The organism is Advenella mimigardefordensis DPN7 (assembly GCF_000521505.1).
In the GTDB taxonomy this organism is placed as follows: Bacteria; Pseudomonadota; Gammaproteobacteria; order Burkholderiales; family Burkholderiaceae_B; genus Advenella; species Advenella mimigardefordensis.
The window spans coordinates 3,336,203-3,353,717 of sequence record NZ_CP003915.1; the positions used below are offsets into that span (position 1 = coordinate 3,336,203).

Below are 17,515 nucleotides of genomic sequence, written 5' to 3' on the forward strand. Positions count from 1 at the left end.
GATAAAATTCAAAAGGAAACTTTGGGATTCAGCGAATACAGTCCCATGATCGAGGCCTGATCCAGTACATGGGGCGCAATGGCTTCGGCCACTTCAGCGCAGGTAAAGCTGCCGGTCAACGGCAGGGTGTCTACATCCAGCGCGTAGACCGTAAAGAAATAGCGGTGCACCAGTGCGTCATTGAAGGGCGGGCACGGACCGTCATAACCAAAGTAATCGCCCTTCATATCGTGGTCACCGGCAAACCAGTTGGTAAAGTCGTTAATGCCCTGGCGCATATCTTTCGCGGCCAGTGGGCCGCTTTTTCCCTTGGGGGTGACGCCGCTGGAAAATTCACCTTCGGCAATCTCGTTCACGCTGGCCGGGATATCCACCAGCGCCCAGTGATAAAAGTCAACACGCGGCAGGCTGGCCGGCACTTCGCGATCGTCCTGATTGACATCATCGGGCTTGCTGGGTACGTCTTTGTCTACGCACAAGACCACGAACGAGCGCGTCCCTTCCGGCGCGTCGCTCCAGGCCAGATGTGGGTTTTTGTTGTCCGACAGAATCATGTGCGCCTGAGCATCCGGCTTGGCAAAGGCATTCACCGGTCCGATTGCTTTCTCGTTTTCAAATGACTGGCTGCTGAGTTTCATGACATCCCCTTCAATACAATAAAAACACATCAAAATGCGCTTGTGGCGCGGATGAACACAAGACAAGCTGACACACTTGCCTGTTGTTACTTTTGTCGCCCTGGTTGGCCGTGGCCTGTCGTACTCGCAGGACAGGTCAACATCGCTGGTGCGTCAGGCGCTTACGGTGACCCGGGCAAATTTGCGCTTGCCAACCTGGACCACATAGGTGCCCGCTTCCAGCTGCAGATTCTTGTCTTCCACACGCTGTGAATCGACCCGTACCCCGCCCTGCTGCACATTGCGCCCGGCCTCGGTACCGGAACTGGCCAGGCCGGCTTCCTTCAGAATTTTCAGGATACCCAGCGGACCGGGGCCGAGATTGATTTCGGGCATATCTTCGGGAATAGCGCCATCGCGAAAGCGGGCTTCGAAGTTGGCCAGCGCACCGTCGGCGTCTGCTGCCGAATGAAAACGCGTGATGATTTCCTGCGCCAGCTCTACCTTCACATCGCGCGGGTTTCTACCCTCTTTGACCTGCTGCGCAAGTGTAGCAATGTCCTGCAGCGACTTGAATGAAAGTAATTCATAATAACGCCACATTAATGTATCGGAAATGGACATGAGCTTGCCGAACATGGAGTCGGGCGTTTCCGTAATACCGATGTAGTTGTTTTTGGACTTGGACATTTTTTCAACACCGTCCAGGCCCTCGAGCAAAGGCATCGTGAGAATACACTGGGCCGCCTGGCCGTATTCCTTTTGCAATTCACGTCCCACCAGCAGATTGAATTTCTGGTCTGTGCCGCCCAGTTCCAGATCTGACTTGAGGGCAACCGAATCGTAGCCCTGCATGAGCGGGTACAGAAACTCATGCACGGAAATGGGAATGCCGCCCTTGAAGCGCTTGGTGAAGTCATCACGTTCCATCATCCGGGCAACCGTGTAACGCGATGCCAGCTGGATCATGCCACGCGCGCCCAGCGGATCACACCATTCGGAGTTGTAGCGCACTTCGGTACGCGCCGGGTCCAGTACCTTGCTGGCCTGCTCGTAATACGTTTTGGCATTCACTTCGATCTGCTCGCGGGTGAGCGGCGGACGGGTCGCATTGCGACCGCTGGGATCGCCGATCATGGAGGTGAAGTCGCCGATCAGAAAGATGACGTTATGCCCCATGTCCTGAAGCTGGCGCATTTTATTGAGCACCACGGTATGACCCAGGTGAATATCAGGAGCCGTGGGATCCAGGCCGAGCTTGATACGCAGCGGCGTACCTGTGTTGCGGCTGTTTTGCAGCTTGACCGCAAATTCAGACTGAACCAGCAGCTCATCGCAGCCGCGCAGCACAGTTTGCAGGTCGTTTTCCACTTCCGGACTAATGGGTGTTTCGGGTGTTGACATAAATTTTTGATTCCTGGGCGCGGGCAGATGGGTAACAAGAGGGACTTTGGCAACAAAACCAAGCCGGATAAACGCCCTTTTGCGCATATTTCAATGTTAAATTATACCCTTTTCGGCCAGGCAGATGCTCATGACTCAGGCACAGGAACCCCGCTATTTGATCGGATTGATGTCCGGCACCAGCACCGATGGTGCCGACGGCGTGCTGGCTGCCTTTCAGGGCACGGATCGTCCGCAAATTCTGGCGTCCGCCTCGCGCGCCATGCCGGAGGCACTTAAAGCGCAATTACTGGACCTGAATCGGGCTGGCGATAACGAGCTGGAACGCGCCGGCCTGGCCAGTTGCGAACTGGCCGATTTGTACGCCCAGGTAGTAGGCGACCTACTGACCCAGGCAGACCTGCCTGCCAGCCAAATCGCCGCGATTGGCGCGCACGGGCAAACTGTCAGACACCGCCCGGAATTAGGCTTCACCATTCAGCTGAACGCCCCGGCCCGCCTGGCAGAAAAGTCCGGCATTGCGGTAGTCGCCGATTTTCGCAGCCGCGATGTGGCCGCCGGCGGTCAGGGCGCCCCGCTGGTTCCGGCCTTTCACGAAGCGATTTTTGCCGGTGAGCAAACGGTCACGGTTCTGAACCTGGGCGGGATAGCCAATATCAGCATCCTGCGTCCAGGCCACGACGTGACCGGCTTCGATACCGGACCGGCCAATGTGTTGCTGGATATGTGGTGTCTGGCTCATACCGGGCAACCATACGATAAGGACGGCGCGTGGTCAGCAGGCGGCACGGTGCATGCGCCGCTGCTGAACGCGCTGATTGACGGCGAGCCATGGCTGGATTTACCGCCACCCAAGTCCACCGGACGGGATCTGTTCAACCACGCCTGGCTGCAAGCGCGGCTTGCCGGCTTTGAGGCGCTTGCCCCGCAAGATGTGCAGGCAACATTGCGCGCCTTTACGGCTGAAACCGTGGCCCAGGCCATCCGCCGCCATGCGGCCGATAGCCAGACGCTGATTGTGTGCGGCGGCGGTACCGGTAACCGCGCACTGCTGGACGATCTGCAGGCCCGCCTGCCCGGGGTACAGTTGAGTACCAGCGATGCCCATGGTATTGCCTCGCAGTCTATGGAAGCCCTGGCCTTTGCCTGGCTGGCCCACGCCTTTTTGTCCGGCTACCCTGCGGGTACGCCATCGGTCACCGGCGCTCGCAAAAAGACCATACTGGGTTGCCTGTACCCCGCTTAAATGCAGGCTACACGCCCTTACAACAGGGGAAACAGACCAGGTAATAAAAAATCCGGCGCCCCGCAACAGGGAAGCCGGATTAATCTTGTGGGCAGCACGCAAGAGAACAGCCGCGATATGTCTTCGGGGAATCGTCTGTACCGACTATCCTGATTCAGACACGCCAGGCATTTGCCAGGCATTTCTTTTAACGCCCCTCTGAGAGGCGCCAGGTTATTTTGCGTTCGTGCTTATACCGAGAACGAAGAGCCGCAGCCGCAGGTTGTGGTCGCGTTTGGATTACGGATCACAAACTGTGAGCCTTCGATATCTTCCTTATAGTCGATCTCGGCACCAACCAGGTACTGAAAACTCATTGGGTCTACCAGCAACTGCACGCCGTTTTTATCGATCGTGGTGTCGTCTTCGTTGATCACCTCATCAAAGGTGAAGCCATACTGGAAGCCGGAACAACCGCCACCCTGCACGAACACGCGCAGCTTGAGCTCGGGGTTACCTTCCTCGATAAGCAGGTCTTTAACCTTGGTGGCCGCCGCTTCGGTAAAAAGCAACGGGGTGGGAGGGGCTTGCAGATCGACAGATTCGAGAACAGTACTCATTTTTAGACTCCTGGTGGGATACAGCCACCGTTAGCAGAAATTCATTTTACCATATGGCGCAATCAGCGAGACAGATCGACCGTGCGCGACGCACGCACTGTCTTGCCTTCGAGTACGCTCATGGTGATTTTTTTTGGGGTAAACCCCTCGGGGAACATCAATAGACCCTGGATACGCTGAATGGTTTCAAAATCCAGCTTCAATATTGGGGCCGGGGCCTGTTTTTTCAAGTCGGTAACAGCCGGAATGCTGTCCGAACCGGTACTGGCATGCTCAACGGTATCGGGAATCAGATCTGCCGTGGCCTCTTCACCATTTAAGGTGCCGGTTGCCGTGAATTTAAGCTCGCCCGTAAATACCGTGCCGGCCTGAGCCTGTCGGGACACCAGCACCTTGAAGCGGACGCGCCGCCCTTCCACAACCGCATCAAACCCGCGCACACTGATTGCGCCCTGCGGGCCGGCCGGGACCAGCTCATCATAAAAGGACAACTGCTCGGAAGTACGCGACAGGTCATCCTGCAGCTTCTTGACCTGACTTTCGTATTCTGCAATGGTCGCCCGATCCATTGTCATCTGCGTCTCGGAGATATCCAGACGGTTTTGCAGCTCCTTCATCTTGATTTTCTCCTGCAACAACGCATGAGACAGCTGCTCGGACAGTTCGGTCTTCTGAGTGAACATTTCGCGCTGCATCATATTATGCGTGTAATAATACGCCGCCCCGCCCCCTAAAGAGACGCCCACCAGAAACAGAAAGCCACGCGCAATCATGGACATGCTCGTCAGATCAGGGAAGAATAGCCACGCCGCCCAGACCGGCCTGTTCAGGCAATCCAAAAAGCAGATTCATATTTTGTACAGCCTGACCCGCGGCACCCTTGACCAGATTGTCCTGCACCACAATGATAATGAGCTGGCTGCCGTTATTAGGGCGGCTCACTGCAATACGCAGGGTGTTTGAAGCCCGTACCGATCTGGTTTCCGGCTGACTGCCGGCAGGCATGACATCTACGAACTGCTCATTGGCGTACCGGGTTTCATACAGCGCCTGAAAGTCTGTATCCAGCGCGTCTTCATTAATGTTGACGTAAATGGTGGAGAGCATGCCGCGAATCATGGGAACCAAATGGGGCACGAACGTGAGTTTCACCGGCTCGCCTGCCAGCGCAGTAAGCTGCTCTGTGATTTCCGGGTGGTGCCGGTGACCGGCAACGCCGTAGGCCTTGAAGTTATCACTGGCTTCGGAAAACAGTGTGCTTACTTCGGCCTTACGGCCGGCACCGGACACACCGGATTTGCAGTCGGCAATAATATTGTCGATCTGTATCAGCTTTTTCTCCAGCAGCGGAGCCAGACCCAGAATAACGGTGGTTGGGTAACAACCAGGATTACCAATGACCTGTGCGGCGGCAATTTTCTGACGATTCAATTCAACCAGCCCGTATGCACTCTCACGCAGGATGTCGGGGCAGCCATGCGGCATTTTGTACCATTTTTCAAATACGGCCGTATCCTGCAGGCGAAAATCAGCTGCCAGGTCGATCACTTTGACGCCGGCTTCGATCAGCTCGCGCGCCTGCGCCATGGCCACGCCGTGTGGCGTTGCGAAAAACACCACGTCGCATTCAGTCAGCTTGGCGTTTTCCGGCGTAGAGAACGCCAGATCAACATGGCCACGCAGGTTGGGGAACATGGCAGACACCGGCATACCCTCTTCCTTGCGCGAGGTAATGGCATGCAACTGTACATTCGGGTGAGCGGACAGCAGACGCAAGAGCTCCACTCCGGTATAACCCGTACCACCAACAATACCGACTTTGACAGCTGAAGAGGAGGAAGCCATTGTGTTTCTATCCATTTTAAGAGAGTTAAGTGCAGAAAACTATTATAAAGAATCCAAAAGAAAAAGGCCGCAAAAGCGGCCTTTTCGACATGTCGCGAAACAAATTAGCGTTTGCTGAACTGCTTCCGACGACGCGCCTTGTGGAAACCCACTTTCTTACGTTCAACTTCACGGGCGTCACGCGTTACGAAGCCGGCTTTTGACAGCGCTGGCTTGAGCGTAGCGTCATAGTCGATGAGCGCACGGGTGATACCGTGGCGCACAGCACCGGCCTGGCCGCTTTCGCCGCCGCCGTGTACGTTGATGTGAAAATCGAAAGATTCAACCATCTCTGTGAGCACCAGAGGCTGACGAACAACCATGCGGCCTGTTTCACGAGCGAAATACTGGTCAACTGGTTTACCGTTGACAACAATATTACCTGAACCTTTTTTCAGAAACACACGAGCCACTGACGTTTTACGACGGCCCGTTCCATAATTCCAATTACCGATCATGATTTATCCTTAGAATTCCAGCGTTTTAGGCTGCTGGGCAGTATGAGGATGCTCGGCACCCGCGTACACCTTGAGCTTCTTGATCATGGCGTAACCCAGGGGACCTTTTGGCAACATGCCCTTAACGGCTTTTTCGATCGCACGACCGGGGAAACGCTCTTGCATTTTCCGGAAGTTTGTTTCGTAGATACCGCCAGGATAGCCAGAGTGACGGAAGTACTTTTTGTCTTCTGTCTTGGCGCCTGTTACAACGATTTCGGCTGCGTTAATAATGACGATGTAATCGCCGGTGTCAACGTGAGGGGTAAATTCTGGCTTATGTTTACCGCGCAAACGGCGTGCAACTTCGCTGGCTACACGACCAAGGACTTTGCCTTTTGCATCAACAACATACCAGTCACGTTTGACTTCATGGGGCTTGGCCACAAAGGTCTTCATGATGTATTCCTAAAATTTGAGTTTGAAGCGGATCGCTCACGGGGGACACACGACCCAATATCCGAAAAAACGGATACAGACGGCGCCGGCGATCGCAATCCGACGGTTTACCTGCTTTGCCTGAACGTTATAAACTGGGCCAGCAGGAGCCACGTATGAAAATACGATAGCCGCAAACCACCCGGCGACAGTGCAAAAAACACAGATAAGCCCGTGATATTAACATGCAAAATGTTTTTTTTCAAATAAAACAATGAAATAGCGGCATTCACCAACTGGTGCGAAGGCATTTTTCATTATTTTGTGTCATAGCTGCGACATTTGCCGGGAAATGCCATCTGAAGGAAGCGTGCGGGCAGCACCGCAAATAACCCGCAAATAACCAGTCAGATAACCCATAACCGGCATTATCAATAAAGCCACGCCCTCCTATATACATCCTATATTAGTAAGGGCATGGCTTGTGCACTGCTTACACCCTGCTCAAAGAACAGGGCGAGAAGACCGGCCGCTTATTTGCGCGCCTGCGATACGGCGTGGGCAACGTAGCGGGTATAGGAGCCTTCCACCACGTTGAACCAGGGGATCAGATCATCGCGGTAAGCCATATAATCGGCCAGGATCGTTTTGAACGTTTCGTCCTGATCTGAATATTTCTTGTAAATTTCTGCAGTGGCCTTAAAGGACGCATCCATCATTTCTTTAGGGAATTCCTTGAGGACGGCACCAGCAGCAATCAGGCGACGTAATGCACCCGGATTCATGGAGTCGTACATCGCCATCATTTCGGTATGAGCACGAAGCGAAGCCGCCTCTATGATTGCCTGATAGTTTTTGGGCAGTTTCTCGAACGCCTCTTTGTTGAAATAGGCCGATACCTGCGCACCACCTTCCCAGAATCCGGGATAGTAGTAGTACTTGGCCACTTTATTGAAACCAAGCTTTTCATCGTCCAGCGGGCCAACAAACTCCACGGCGTCCAGCGTGCCTTTTTCCAGTGAGGGATAAATATCGCCACCGGCGATCTGCTGAGGCACCACACCCAGTTTGGCCAGGACTTCACCAGCCAGACCGGCGGTACGCATTTTCAGACCCTTGAGGTCATCCAGAGACTTGATTTCCTTACGGAACCAGCCACCCATTTGCGTACCGGTATTGCCCAGAGGGCAGTTAACAATATTGACCTTGGCAAACAAATCACGCATCAGTTTTTTACCGTTGCCTTCGAGCATCCAGGCATTCAACTGGCGGGCATTCAGGCCGAAGGGCACCGCCGTATCGAAACAAAACGACGGATTTTTGCCTAAATAATAATAGCCGCAAGTGTGACCAGCCTGGACCGTACCGTTGGAGACCGCGTCCAGCACCTGCAGGGCGGGCACAATTTCGCCAGCGGGAAACAGATCAATCTGCAGATTGCCATCGGTGGCTTCTTTAACATATTTGGTAAAACGGTCCCCTGAACCGAACAGCGCGACCAGGCTGCGCGGAAAGCTGGACGCCATGCGCCATTTGACTGCGGGGTTTTCCTGGGCAATGACAGGGGCGGCGATAACGCCCGTGCTGGCCACTGCGCCCAGACCTGCTTTTTTGAGGAAGGAACGACGTTGCATATTGGCTACTCCGATGTATTTCGTTGTTCTTGGAAAAATTAACCAGCTCAATATACACGCACTATGCCCGATTACATAGTGCGTTACTGCGGATTAAGTAGTTTCCCTGTGGTCGGACTACTGTCCGGCGATGGCCATTGAATCAATCAGAATGGAGCCGGTGGTTTTGGAACCCCGCGTAATCACATCACTGCCAATACCCACAATATTCAGGAACATATCTCTGAGATTGCCGGCAATCGTAAATTCGGTGATCGCGTGCTGGATTTCACCGTTTTCCACCCAGTAGCCAAAAGCGCCACGGGAATAGTCGCCCGTCACGTAGTTCACCCCCTGGCCGATCAGCTCGGTCACCAGGATACCGGTGCCCATCTTTTTCAGCATGGCCGGCAGATCATCGGCGCGTTCGGTTAGCGAAGAGCTAAGCAGCAGGTTGTGCGAACCACCCGCATTACCAGTTGTGCGCATGCCCAGTTTGCGTGCGGTATAAGTAGATAGCAGATAGCCGTTGAGTACGCCGTCGGTCAGCAATTGACGGGCACGGGTTTGTACACCTTCATCATCGAAGGCAGAACTGCCCAGTGCACCTTTAATGAATGGGTTTTCACTGATCTGCAGATGATCGGCCATGACCTGCTTACCCAGCGAGTCCAGCAGAAACGTAGATTTACGGTACAGCGCGCCGCCACTGATGGCCTGGGTGAGTGCGCCAAGCAGGCCCAGCGCCAGCGGCGCTTCAAACAGAACCGGATATTTGCCGGTGCCGATACGCCGTGCCGACAGTCGTGACAGCGCGCGCTGAGCCGCATATACCCCGACATCGGTGCCTTTAGCCAGCCGCTCGGGGTAGCGATCAGCGGTATACCAATAATCTCGGTGCATATTATTGCCCTTACCGGCAATGGCCGTGACCGACATGCCGTGACGGGAATAGGGATAGCCGCCCATAAATCCGCGTGAGTTGGCCAGCACAAAGCGCCCCTGATAGGTATCGACGCCTGCGCCTTCTGAATTGGTAATCTGTTTGCTATAGTCCAGCGCTGCGGCTTCGGCCTCGATGGCCAGCTCCGCCGCCTCTTCCGATGAAATATTCCAGGGACGATGCAACTCCAGATCGGGCTGCTCCACCGCCAGATCCGCTACGTCGGGCAGACCGGCAGCTTCGTCGTTGGCCGTGTACTTGGCAATATTCCAGGCGGCCTCGACCGTTTCACGGATCGCAGCGGCCGACAGATCTGAGGTTGAAGCAGAGCCACGTGCATGACCGGCATAAACAGTCACGCCCAGAGAACGATCCTGGGTTTTTTCAACGGTTTCAATATTTCCCTTGCGTACCGAAACAGACAAACCGCCTGATTCGGACACTTCGGCAGCGGCATCGCTGGCACCCTGCTGTTTGGCATGAGACAGCGCCAGTTGAACAAGTTCTTCAAAGTCGGGTTGAGTATGGGGCATAGAGGATTTCGGATTCAATCTGGAATTCATTATGACGGCTTCACATTAGGCGGTTATCATACTGACATATTAACCATTTTATTGACAGCGATGTATGCAGAATGCAGATCAGAGCGATGACGGACCGCTTTATGACCGTCCCAGCAAATCTCAGGTAAAGCGTGAACTGCTTGCCATTCTGGAGCTGGGCAAGCAGGTAGTGGAATTGCCACTGGAAAAAGTCAAGCAACTGGATCTGGACGACAATACCTTCGAAGCTATCCGCACGGCACAAAAAATCACCGGGCGTGAAGGCAAACGCCGGCAAATTCACTATGTCGGCAAGCTGCTGCGCACCGCAGATACTGCGGCGATCGCAAAAAAAATGGACGAATGGGAAAACGGTTCACGCGAACAAACAGCCAATATGCACCGCATGGAAACGCTGCGCGATCGCCTGATTGAAGAAGACGATGCCCTCACCCGCCTGCTGAATGATTATCCCGAAGCCGATGCTCAGGCCCTGCGCACCCTGATTCGCGGCGCGCGCCGCGAACGCGATCAGAACGCAGCGCTGGCAGCCGGACATGAACCCCAACGCAAACACTATCGGGCCCTTTTTCAGGCCATCAAGCTTTTGCTGACCAAGGAATAAATCACATGGAAAAATTACTGGACTGCGTGGAAATCGAACACGGCAGTGATAAAACGCTTGCGCCCACTCATTCGGTTATCTGGATGCATGGGCTAGGTGCCGATGCCAATGATTTCGTACCCGTTATCCCCGAATTGCATCTGCCGGCCAACAAACGCATTCGTTTCGTTTTTCCAAATGCGCCAGTGCGTCCCGTCACCATCAATAACCAGATGCCCATGCGCGCCTGGTATGACATTATCGCGCTGAGCAATGTCAGCCGTGATGTGGACGAATCGGGCTTGCGTACTTCCCAGGCCGCGATCGAAGCGCTGATCAAACGGGAAAATGAACGCGGCGTGCCTACTGAAAACATTATCCTTGCCGGCTTTTCCCAGGGCTGCGCGATGGCCTATCAGACCGGCTTGCGCTCGCCAAAGAAACTCGCCGGCCTGATCTGCCTGTCGGGTTATCTGCCGATGGCAGACAAAACCGCCGCAGAACATAACACGGCCAACCTGGACATGCCGATTTTCATTGCGCACGGCACGTATGACCCGGTCGTTGATATCCGCTTTGCCCAGCAAACGCGCGAATGGTTACTGGCAAACAAATACAGCCAAACCGAATGGCGTACCTACCCAATGGCGCACTCGGTCAATCTGGATGAGATCAAGGATATCTCTGCCTTTTTGCAAAAAATCACACCGTAATCGTTACGCTGCCCTTTGCCCACTATGGGCGTTCAACGATTTTTCCTGCCGGAAAAAAAATTGCCGTCAATAAAGATGATTGACGGCAATGAATGATTAATCTTAACGTATCAGCCCTGCTCTTCCAGGTTCAAGGGCAGCCAGACCCGGCGCATCGACGGGTCCTCCGCATCCTCTTCGTTGATGAACCCGAGTGATGTCATCAGATGCAGCATGGGTCGATTACTTGACAGCACCACGCCTTCAAGATAGCTCAGTTGCTGCTGACGGGCGGCCAGAATAAGCGCATCCATCAAGCTACGTCCAAGACCGCGCTTCTGCCATTCATCACTGATAACCAGCGCATATTCAGCACCCACACCATCAGCATTGCGCAGGTAATGCGCCAGACCGATAATGATCTCTTGCGGTAAGCCGCGGTTAGCCGGATTCGGGATTTGGGTGGTCGCGACCAGCGCAAGTTCGCGATGATAATCTACATACGTATAACGAGTGAGCATCTTGGGCGTCAGCTCTCGCATCATGGACACGAAACGCATATAGCGTGATTTTTCCGAAAGCCCGCGAATGAAATCCTGTAACGCGTCGGCATCCTCGGGACGAATGGGACGCAACACCCAGGGTGAGCCATCTGCAAACACGCGACTCTGAACCAGATGCGTCGGATACGGATAAATCGCCATATGGCTGAAGCCGGTTTTCTGCGGAATCGCGACAGGCGTTGAGACATCCAGCCTGATGTTGATTTCGTGGATATGCAAGTCCCGATAGCCAAGGACAATCGGATCGAGCTCAACAGATTCAATGGCAGGCAATTCGCTGACCATTTCGCTGATGGTTTCCAGCAATCCCTGCAATTTGCGCAGAATCTGCGGCTCTACATAAGATTGCAGCTCCTGGCGCCAGACGCGGCTGCGCTCGATCAGCTTACCAGCCAGATTCAGATTGAGCGGCGGCAGATCCACACCCCGATCCGAAGCAGAAAAGCGCACCAAATGTCCGCCTTCGCCAAACCAGATCCATGGCCCGAAAATCGGATCGCGACTGACACGAATCATGACCGAAGGAACGTCGTCCTGCGTACTGAAATGTTCATCTTCTTCGTCACGCTCCCAGTGCACATCCGGGTGAAAGCACTCCAGCAGCGCAATACATTGTTCACGAGAAAGCTGATCGCCCCCCTCCCTGCCGGCGGCCTCCAGAATCGCGCGTGCCTGTTCCAGCTCTGCCGGCCGCTGTCCGGAATGTACATAACGGGTTTGCTGCAGCAGTTGCTGATTATAGTGATAGGACGTAAGTGACAAAACCGCACTGAGCGCCGTTTCCGGCGTGCGAAAGGCTGGCATACCGGTTTGATCCAGCAGCCGGCGCAGGGGACGCATTTTGGCTTCTCCCAGCAGGCAGGTCACGATAGGCTTGCTCGCACCGGGCGCGAATGCGGCCAGCGCCTCAACCACTTTGGGCATATCACAAAACTCATCCGGCGCCAGAATCACCATGACTGCATCTACCTGACTATCTGCAATCAGACAGCGCAAGCCTTCAATCAGCGCATCGGGCGTGAGCGGCACATAGGGAATCACCGGATTATCAACCAGGGTGCTAACGCCAAAAATTTCGCTCAGACACTTGACCGTACCCTGGGTCAGGGTCGCCATCAACATGGAACTTTCAGCAGGAATCGCATCCTGCACCAGCTGCGCCGACGCACGGCCATTGGCCAGCATGGCAATCTTGCCGCCGCGCGGTCTTCTGGCGTAGGACATGGCCTTGATGGCGGCAAACAGTTCAACAAAATAATTCACGCGAATCGCGCCTGCCCGCCTGAGCGCTGCATCCAGCACTGCATCACTGCCGGACAGTTCCGCATCGGAGCGACCGGCACGCAATACAATCACCGGTTTCACACTGGATGCAGCGCGCAACGCACTGATCAGTTCCCTGCCCGAAGTGAGTTTATCCAGGTACAAGGCAATGCTGTCTGTGCGCGGATCGGTGGCCAGATACTCCACCAGTTCCGGCAGATCAACATCGGTCACCTCTCCCAGCGATACGGCAGCAGACAATCCCAAATTGACATCTTCGGCCCAGTCGATGATAGAACGCAACAGCATGCGCGATTGCGATATCACGGCAATCCGTCCTGCGCGCGGCTGCATCTGCGCCAGACTCAGGTTCAGATTCAGATGCGGTCGATAAATACCGAAAGCGCGCGGCCCCAGCAGCATGACGCTATGCTCCTGACACCAGGCCTGAATCAGATCACGGGTGTCCTGCGGCGCCTGATCAACCACCTGACCGGGCAACAACAGTAGCGCACGCGGGGGCGCCACTGCCATTTGCTGCAGAACAGCAGCCAGCAACCCGGACCGGACACAAATCACGGCAAGGTCACGGCCAGGCGTCATTGTCCACTGCGACAGCTGTTGCTGCGCCAAGGCAGGGTCGTCTGGCAGCGGTAGTAAATCGGTGGCGGACCGCAGGTAGGCTGGAACCTGCGTGAAAACGGCAAGCTCGGTGTCGGCAACAACACATAGCGAGCGTGGTTCAAAAAATGCCGCGAGTCGGTGGCGCAACATACATCCTCTTGACGGTTGAATGATTTGAACGGGCCATATCTTTTTATATAAACAGCTGATTCATTTGCTCTGGCCATTCATAACATTTTAAACTGACTCTCTTCTGATTTATCCAATTGCCGAGCAATCACAATGAATACGCCCCAATCTGCCCCGACAGCAGTCCGCACCCGGTTCGCCCCCTCTCCTACCGGTTATCTTCACCTGGGTGGCGCACGCACCGCCCTGTTTTCCTGGGCCTTCGCCCGCCATCACAATGGCACATTCGTGCTGCGCGTGGAGGATACCGATGTGCAGCGTTCTACGCCACAGGCGGTACAGGCCATTCTGGACGGTATGAAATGGCTGTCACTGGATGCAGACGAAGGCCCTTTCTATCAGATGCAGCGCATCGATCGCTATAAAGAAGTGCTGGCTACCATGCTGGACGCAGGCACTGCCTACTACTGCTATAGCAGCCCGGAAGAAGTGGAGCAAATGCGCGAACTGGCCAAGGCGCAGGGACGCAAGCCAAAATATGATGGCACCTGGCGCCCTGAGCCTGGTAAAGCACTGCCACCCGTACCGGAAGGACGCAAGCCGGTTGTCAGGTTCCGCAACCCGACAGAAGGCGTCGTGACCTGGAACGATATGCTCAAGGGGCCCATTTCAATCGACAACGCCGAACTGGATGATCTGATTATTGCCCGTCCCGATGGCACACCAACCTATAACTTCTGTGTGGTGGTCGACGATCACGACATGCAAATCACTCATGTGATTCGCGGCGACGACCACGTCAACAACACGCCTCGTCAGATCAACATTCTGAAAGCGCTGGGCGCACCCGTGCCCGAGTATGGACACCTGCCGATGATTCTCGGGCCTGACGGCCAGAAACTTTCCAAGCGCCACGGCGCAGTCAGTGTCATGGAATACGATACACAGGGCTATTTGCCTGAAGCAATGATCAACTATCTGGCCCGCCTGGGTTGGAGCCATGGCGACCAGGAATTGTTCTCGCGCGAGCAGTTTGTGCAGTGGTTCGATACGCGCAATCTATCGAAGTCCGCCGCGCAATGGGATCCCAAAAAACTCAATTGGGTCAATGCACACTACATCAGGGAACTCACCGACGACGCATTGGTTGCCCATGTTGCGCCACGTATTGCGGCACGCGGCGGCAACACGGAAGACCTCGATCTGGTCGCCATTTTGAATCTGTTCCGTGATCGGGCAGAGACACTTGAACAACTGGCCGATAACGCGATGCTCTTTTGTGCCCCTTATCAGCCTGCAGATGCTCAGCTTGCTGCTACGGTACTGACCGATGAAGCGCGTGCAACCCTGAAAAAATTCGCCACCGCAGCGGCTGCGCTTGACGCATGGGATGTGCCAACCCTGGCGGCACTGGTCAAACAGTTTCTGGCCGACAACGGTTTGAAGATGCCGCAACTTGGTATCCCATTGCGCGTTGCCGTTACCGGCCAAAAACAAACGCCGGCCATTGATGCCGTCCTTGCCATTCTGGGTCGTGATCTCGTTCTGCAACGACTGAATCAGGTTTAACGATCACCACAAACCCGGCAGATTAAAATCATGCCGCAAGAACAAAACGCTGCTTCAATCGCAGCGTTTTGTTCTTTTGAACGTATCTGCTGTTGCAAAAATGTTGGTTTTTAACAAAACATCGCAAAGCACACAGGCAAGCGCTTGTGCAGTATCACCAGGATCATGCTTTCGAATGCAACTGGCCACTCAGGGAACCCGGACAAAGCCCCATAAACAAACAGCCAGGAACACTATCTTCGCAACGCCGGTTCGCCTGCATGGCGGCTTTAAAAAATCAGGCACAGGACGCAGAGCGTTATAAACACTGGCTTTGCGAAACATCACCCGTATTCTCAGGAATACCAGACCAAGGTAGAACATGTTTTGAAAGCCGCCAGTCGTGCATGTACATTCGCGGCAAAAAAACACAGTTGAAATGACGAAGAGTGATTTGAAAAATCACTGTGCATGCGCAAGATGAAAATTTCAGACGAATACAAAACACCAAATCAACCGGCCTGAGAGCTCAATAAATTGAGTTAAGCCAATAATATCAATAAGAAATTCTTTCGTTATGCGACGTTATGCGTTACCCTTACGCTTATGATGAAATTTGAATTCATTTCATCAGATCCATTTGAGATGTTTCGCACACAGCGTGGGGAACATATCAAATGGTAGTTAAGCCAAGCTCTTTCGTTGCTTGTCTTGAATTATATCTACGTAGATGTATTTTCTATTTGTGATTAGGACCCTTTCTAAGGAGCAATATCATGGCTACTACCGCCAAGAAAGCTGTAAAGAAAGCTGCAGCTAAACCTGCAGCCAAGAAAGCAGTCGCCAAAAAGGCACCTGCAAAGAAAGCAGTTGTGAAGAAAACACCTGCCAAAAAAGTCGTTGCTAAAAAAGTAGTGGCTAAAAAAACAGTCGCCAAAAAAGCGCCAGCCAAGAAAGTCGTAGCTAAAAAAGCCGTCGCCAAAAAAGCGCCAGCCAAGAAAGCAGTAGCTAAAAAGGTCGTCGCTAAAAAAGCACCAGCCAAGAAAGCAGTAGCTAAAAAAGCCGTCGCTAAAAAAGCACCAGCCAAGAAAGCAGTAGCTAAAAAAGCCGTCGCTAAAAAAGCACCGGCCAAGAAAGCAGTAGCTAAAAAAGCCGTCGCCAAAAAAGCGCCAGCCAAGAAAGCCGTTGCCAAGAAGGTCGTCGCTAAAAAAGCACCAGCCAAGAAAGCAGTAGCTAAAAAAGCTGTCGCCAAAAAAGCGCCAGCCAAGAAAGCCGTTGCCAAAAAGGTCGTCGCTAAAAAAGCACCAGCCAAGAAAGCAGTAGCTAAAAAAGCCGTTGCTAAAAAGGTCGTCGCTAAAAAAGCAGTGGCCAAAAAGGCGCCTGCTAAAACGGTAGCGAAAAAGGCACCTGCAAAAAAGCCGGTCGCTAGGAAGACACCTGCTGCCAAAAAGCCAGTCGTGAAAAAAGCACCGGCTGCACCGGTAGCAGAAACCGTGTCAGCCGATGATGCAAAAACCGCAAGCAATACGTCTGCAGCATGGCCATTCCCAACGGGTGGTCGTCCCTAAGACGCGGCACCAGTCCGGTTATAATGATGTTGCCCTTCCGGACAGCACATTCATAACAGAGATGCAGGAGGTTCAGATCACCTCCTGCATTGCCGCTCAGATCTGGTTCAAACGGGCCGATCGAAGCGGGCCGCAGTTGTATTGATCAAGCCGTCCGACCTTTGGTTGGGCGGTTTTTTTATTTTGTTCAGGCCCATCTATCATGATTTCTTCCATCCTCACATTTCTGATTTCGACAGTATTCTCGCTGCTGATTTCTGTCTTTCTGCTCAGAGCCTGGATGTACTGGGTACGGATCCACCCGTTTACTCCTTACGCCCGCCTGATCAATAACGTTACCGACTGGGCTGTCGTCCCCTTGCGCACGATTCTGCCAACAGGAAACAAGATAGATAGCGCCTCTTTACTCATGGCGTTTATTTGCGCCGCCGTAGAACTGCTGCTGATGATGGCGGTGAGCGGTTTTGGGTTTGCAGACGGTCTGCTCGTGCGCCTGCCCGTGGTCGCCTTGCTGATGACCGTGAAATGGGCGCTGAGCCTGGCCACCTGGCTTTGCATTTTTCAGGCAATCCTGTCGTGGGTCAACCCCATGCAACCGGTGATGCCAGTCCTCAATACGCTGCTGGCCCCATTACTTGATCCGATCCGTCGCCTGATGCCGCGGACGGGAATGATCGATTTCTCACCGCTGGTGCTGATTCTTATTTTGCAGGTGCTGCAAATCGTCCTTGCCGGCCTGATGCCTTTTTAAGATTTATTGTGGCCTCTGGAACAACGGCCAGCCCGAAAAATGTACGGGCT

General features: G+C 53.9%; 16 protein-coding genes. 6 read left to right on the plus strand and 10 right to left on the minus strand.

The window, feature by feature from the left end:
* Nucleotides 1–8: 8 nt before the first annotated feature.
* Together MIM_RS15375 and tyrS are read right to left on the minus strand one after the other, a co-directional pair.
* Nucleotides 9–638 carry a YbhB/YbcL family Raf kinase inhibitor-like protein gene (locus MIM_RS15375; RefSeq protein WP_025373647.1) on the minus strand — a complete coding sequence of 210 codons (630 nt, stop codon included), beginning with the start codon at nt 636–638 and terminating at the stop codon, nt 9–11.
* A 153-nt stretch (nt 639–791) separates the two neighbouring features.
* Entirely contained in the window at nt 792–2,021 is a 1,230-nt protein-coding gene (gene tyrS, locus MIM_RS15380; protein WP_025373648.1) for a tyrosine--tRNA ligase, read from the minus strand.
* A 130-nt stretch (nt 2,022–2,151) separates the two neighbouring features.
* Here tyrS and MIM_RS15385 point away from each other — a divergent pair, with 130 nt between their 5' ends.
* Nucleotides 2,152–3,267 (plus strand): anhydro-N-acetylmuramic acid kinase, encoded by a 1,116-nt coding sequence (locus MIM_RS15385; RefSeq protein ID WP_025373649.1) that lies wholly within the window; start codon nt 2,152–2,154, stop codon nt 3,265–3,267.
* 230 nt (nt 3,268–3,497) lie between these two features.
* On the opposite strand, the gene erpA is transcribed toward MIM_RS15385, so the two are convergent.
* From erpA to pmbA, 7 genes are all read right to left on the minus strand, one after another.
* On the minus strand, nt 3,498–3,866 hold the full coding sequence (gene erpA / locus MIM_RS15390) for an iron-sulfur cluster insertion protein ErpA (RefSeq protein WP_014749818.1): 369 nt from the start codon (nt 3,864–3,866) through the stop codon (nt 3,498–3,500).
* A gap of 62 nt (nt 3,867–3,928) precedes the next feature.
* Complete coding sequence (locus MIM_RS15395; protein WP_025373650.1) at nt 3,929–4,645, minus strand: DUF6776 family protein; 717 nt, start codon at nt 4,643–4,645, stop codon at nt 3,929–3,931.
* A 10-nt stretch (nt 4,646–4,655) separates the two neighbouring features.
* A complete protein-coding gene (argC, locus tag MIM_RS15400; RefSeq protein WP_025373651.1) occupies nt 4,656–5,711 on the minus strand; it encodes an N-acetyl-gamma-glutamyl-phosphate reductase in 1,056 nt (351 codons plus the stop codon).
* A 104-nt stretch (nt 5,712–5,815) separates the two neighbouring features.
* Nucleotides 5,816–6,208 carry a 30S ribosomal protein S9 gene (gene rpsI, locus MIM_RS15405; protein WP_025373652.1) on the minus strand — a complete coding sequence of 131 codons (393 nt, stop codon included), beginning with the start codon at nt 6,206–6,208 and terminating at the stop codon, nt 5,816–5,818.
* Nucleotides 6,209–6,217: 9 nt separating this feature from the next.
* Entirely contained in the window at nt 6,218–6,646 is a 429-nt protein-coding gene (gene rplM, locus MIM_RS15410) for a 50S ribosomal protein L13 (RefSeq protein WP_025373653.1), read from the minus strand.
* 512 nt (nt 6,647–7,158) lie between these two features.
* Nucleotides 7,159–8,259, minus strand: coding sequence for a TRAP transporter substrate-binding protein (locus MIM_RS15420; protein ID WP_025373655.1), 1,101 nt, complete (start codon nt 8,257–8,259; stop codon nt 7,159–7,161).
* A 117-nt stretch (nt 8,260–8,376) separates the two neighbouring features.
* The gene (pmbA, locus tag MIM_RS15425; RefSeq protein ID WP_042070412.1) at nt 8,377–9,714 is read right to left on the minus strand and encodes a metalloprotease PmbA; all 1,338 of its coding nucleotides are present in this window, start codon (nt 9,712–9,714) and stop codon (nt 8,377–8,379) included.
* 94 nt (nt 9,715–9,808) lie between these two features.
* On the opposite strand from pmbA, the gene yjgA reads away from it, so the two are divergent.
* Together yjgA and MIM_RS15435 are read left to right on the plus strand one after the other, a co-directional pair.
* Nucleotides 9,809–10,348 (plus strand): ribosome biogenesis factor YjgA, encoded by a 540-nt coding sequence (yjgA, locus tag MIM_RS15430; protein WP_025373657.1) that lies wholly within the window; start codon nt 9,809–9,811, stop codon nt 10,346–10,348.
* 5 nt (nt 10,349–10,353) lie between these two features.
* A complete protein-coding gene (locus MIM_RS15435) occupies nt 10,354–11,040 on the plus strand; it encodes an alpha/beta hydrolase (protein WP_025373658.1) in 687 nt (228 codons plus the stop codon).
* A 110-nt stretch (nt 11,041–11,150) separates the two neighbouring features.
* Here MIM_RS15435 and MIM_RS15440 read toward each other — a convergent pair whose 3' ends face one another.
* Nucleotides 11,151–13,619 (minus strand): bifunctional acetate--CoA ligase family protein/GNAT family N-acetyltransferase, encoded by a 2,469-nt coding sequence (locus MIM_RS15440; RefSeq protein ID WP_025373659.1) that lies wholly within the window; start codon nt 13,617–13,619, stop codon nt 11,151–11,153.
* A gap of 132 nt (nt 13,620–13,751) precedes the next feature.
* On the opposite strand from MIM_RS15440, the gene gltX reads away from it, so the two are divergent.
* The 3 genes from gltX to MIM_RS15455 all read left to right on the plus strand — a co-directional run bounded on the left by gltX (nt 13,752) and on the right by MIM_RS15455 (nt 17,465).
* Complete coding sequence (gene gltX / locus MIM_RS15445) at nt 13,752–15,167, plus strand: glutamate--tRNA ligase (RefSeq protein ID WP_025373660.1); 1,416 nt, start codon at nt 13,752–13,754, stop codon at nt 15,165–15,167.
* Between the two features lie 755 nt (nt 15,168–15,922).
* A complete protein-coding gene (locus MIM_RS15450) occupies nt 15,923–16,714 on the plus strand; it encodes a histone H1-like DNA-binding protein (protein WP_025373661.1) in 792 nt (263 codons plus the stop codon).
* Between the two features lie 202 nt (nt 16,715–16,916).
* A complete protein-coding gene (locus MIM_RS15455) occupies nt 16,917–17,465 on the plus strand; it encodes a YggT family protein (protein WP_025373662.1) in 549 nt (182 codons plus the stop codon).
* The last annotated feature ends 50 nt before the right edge of the window (nt 17,466–17,515 follow it).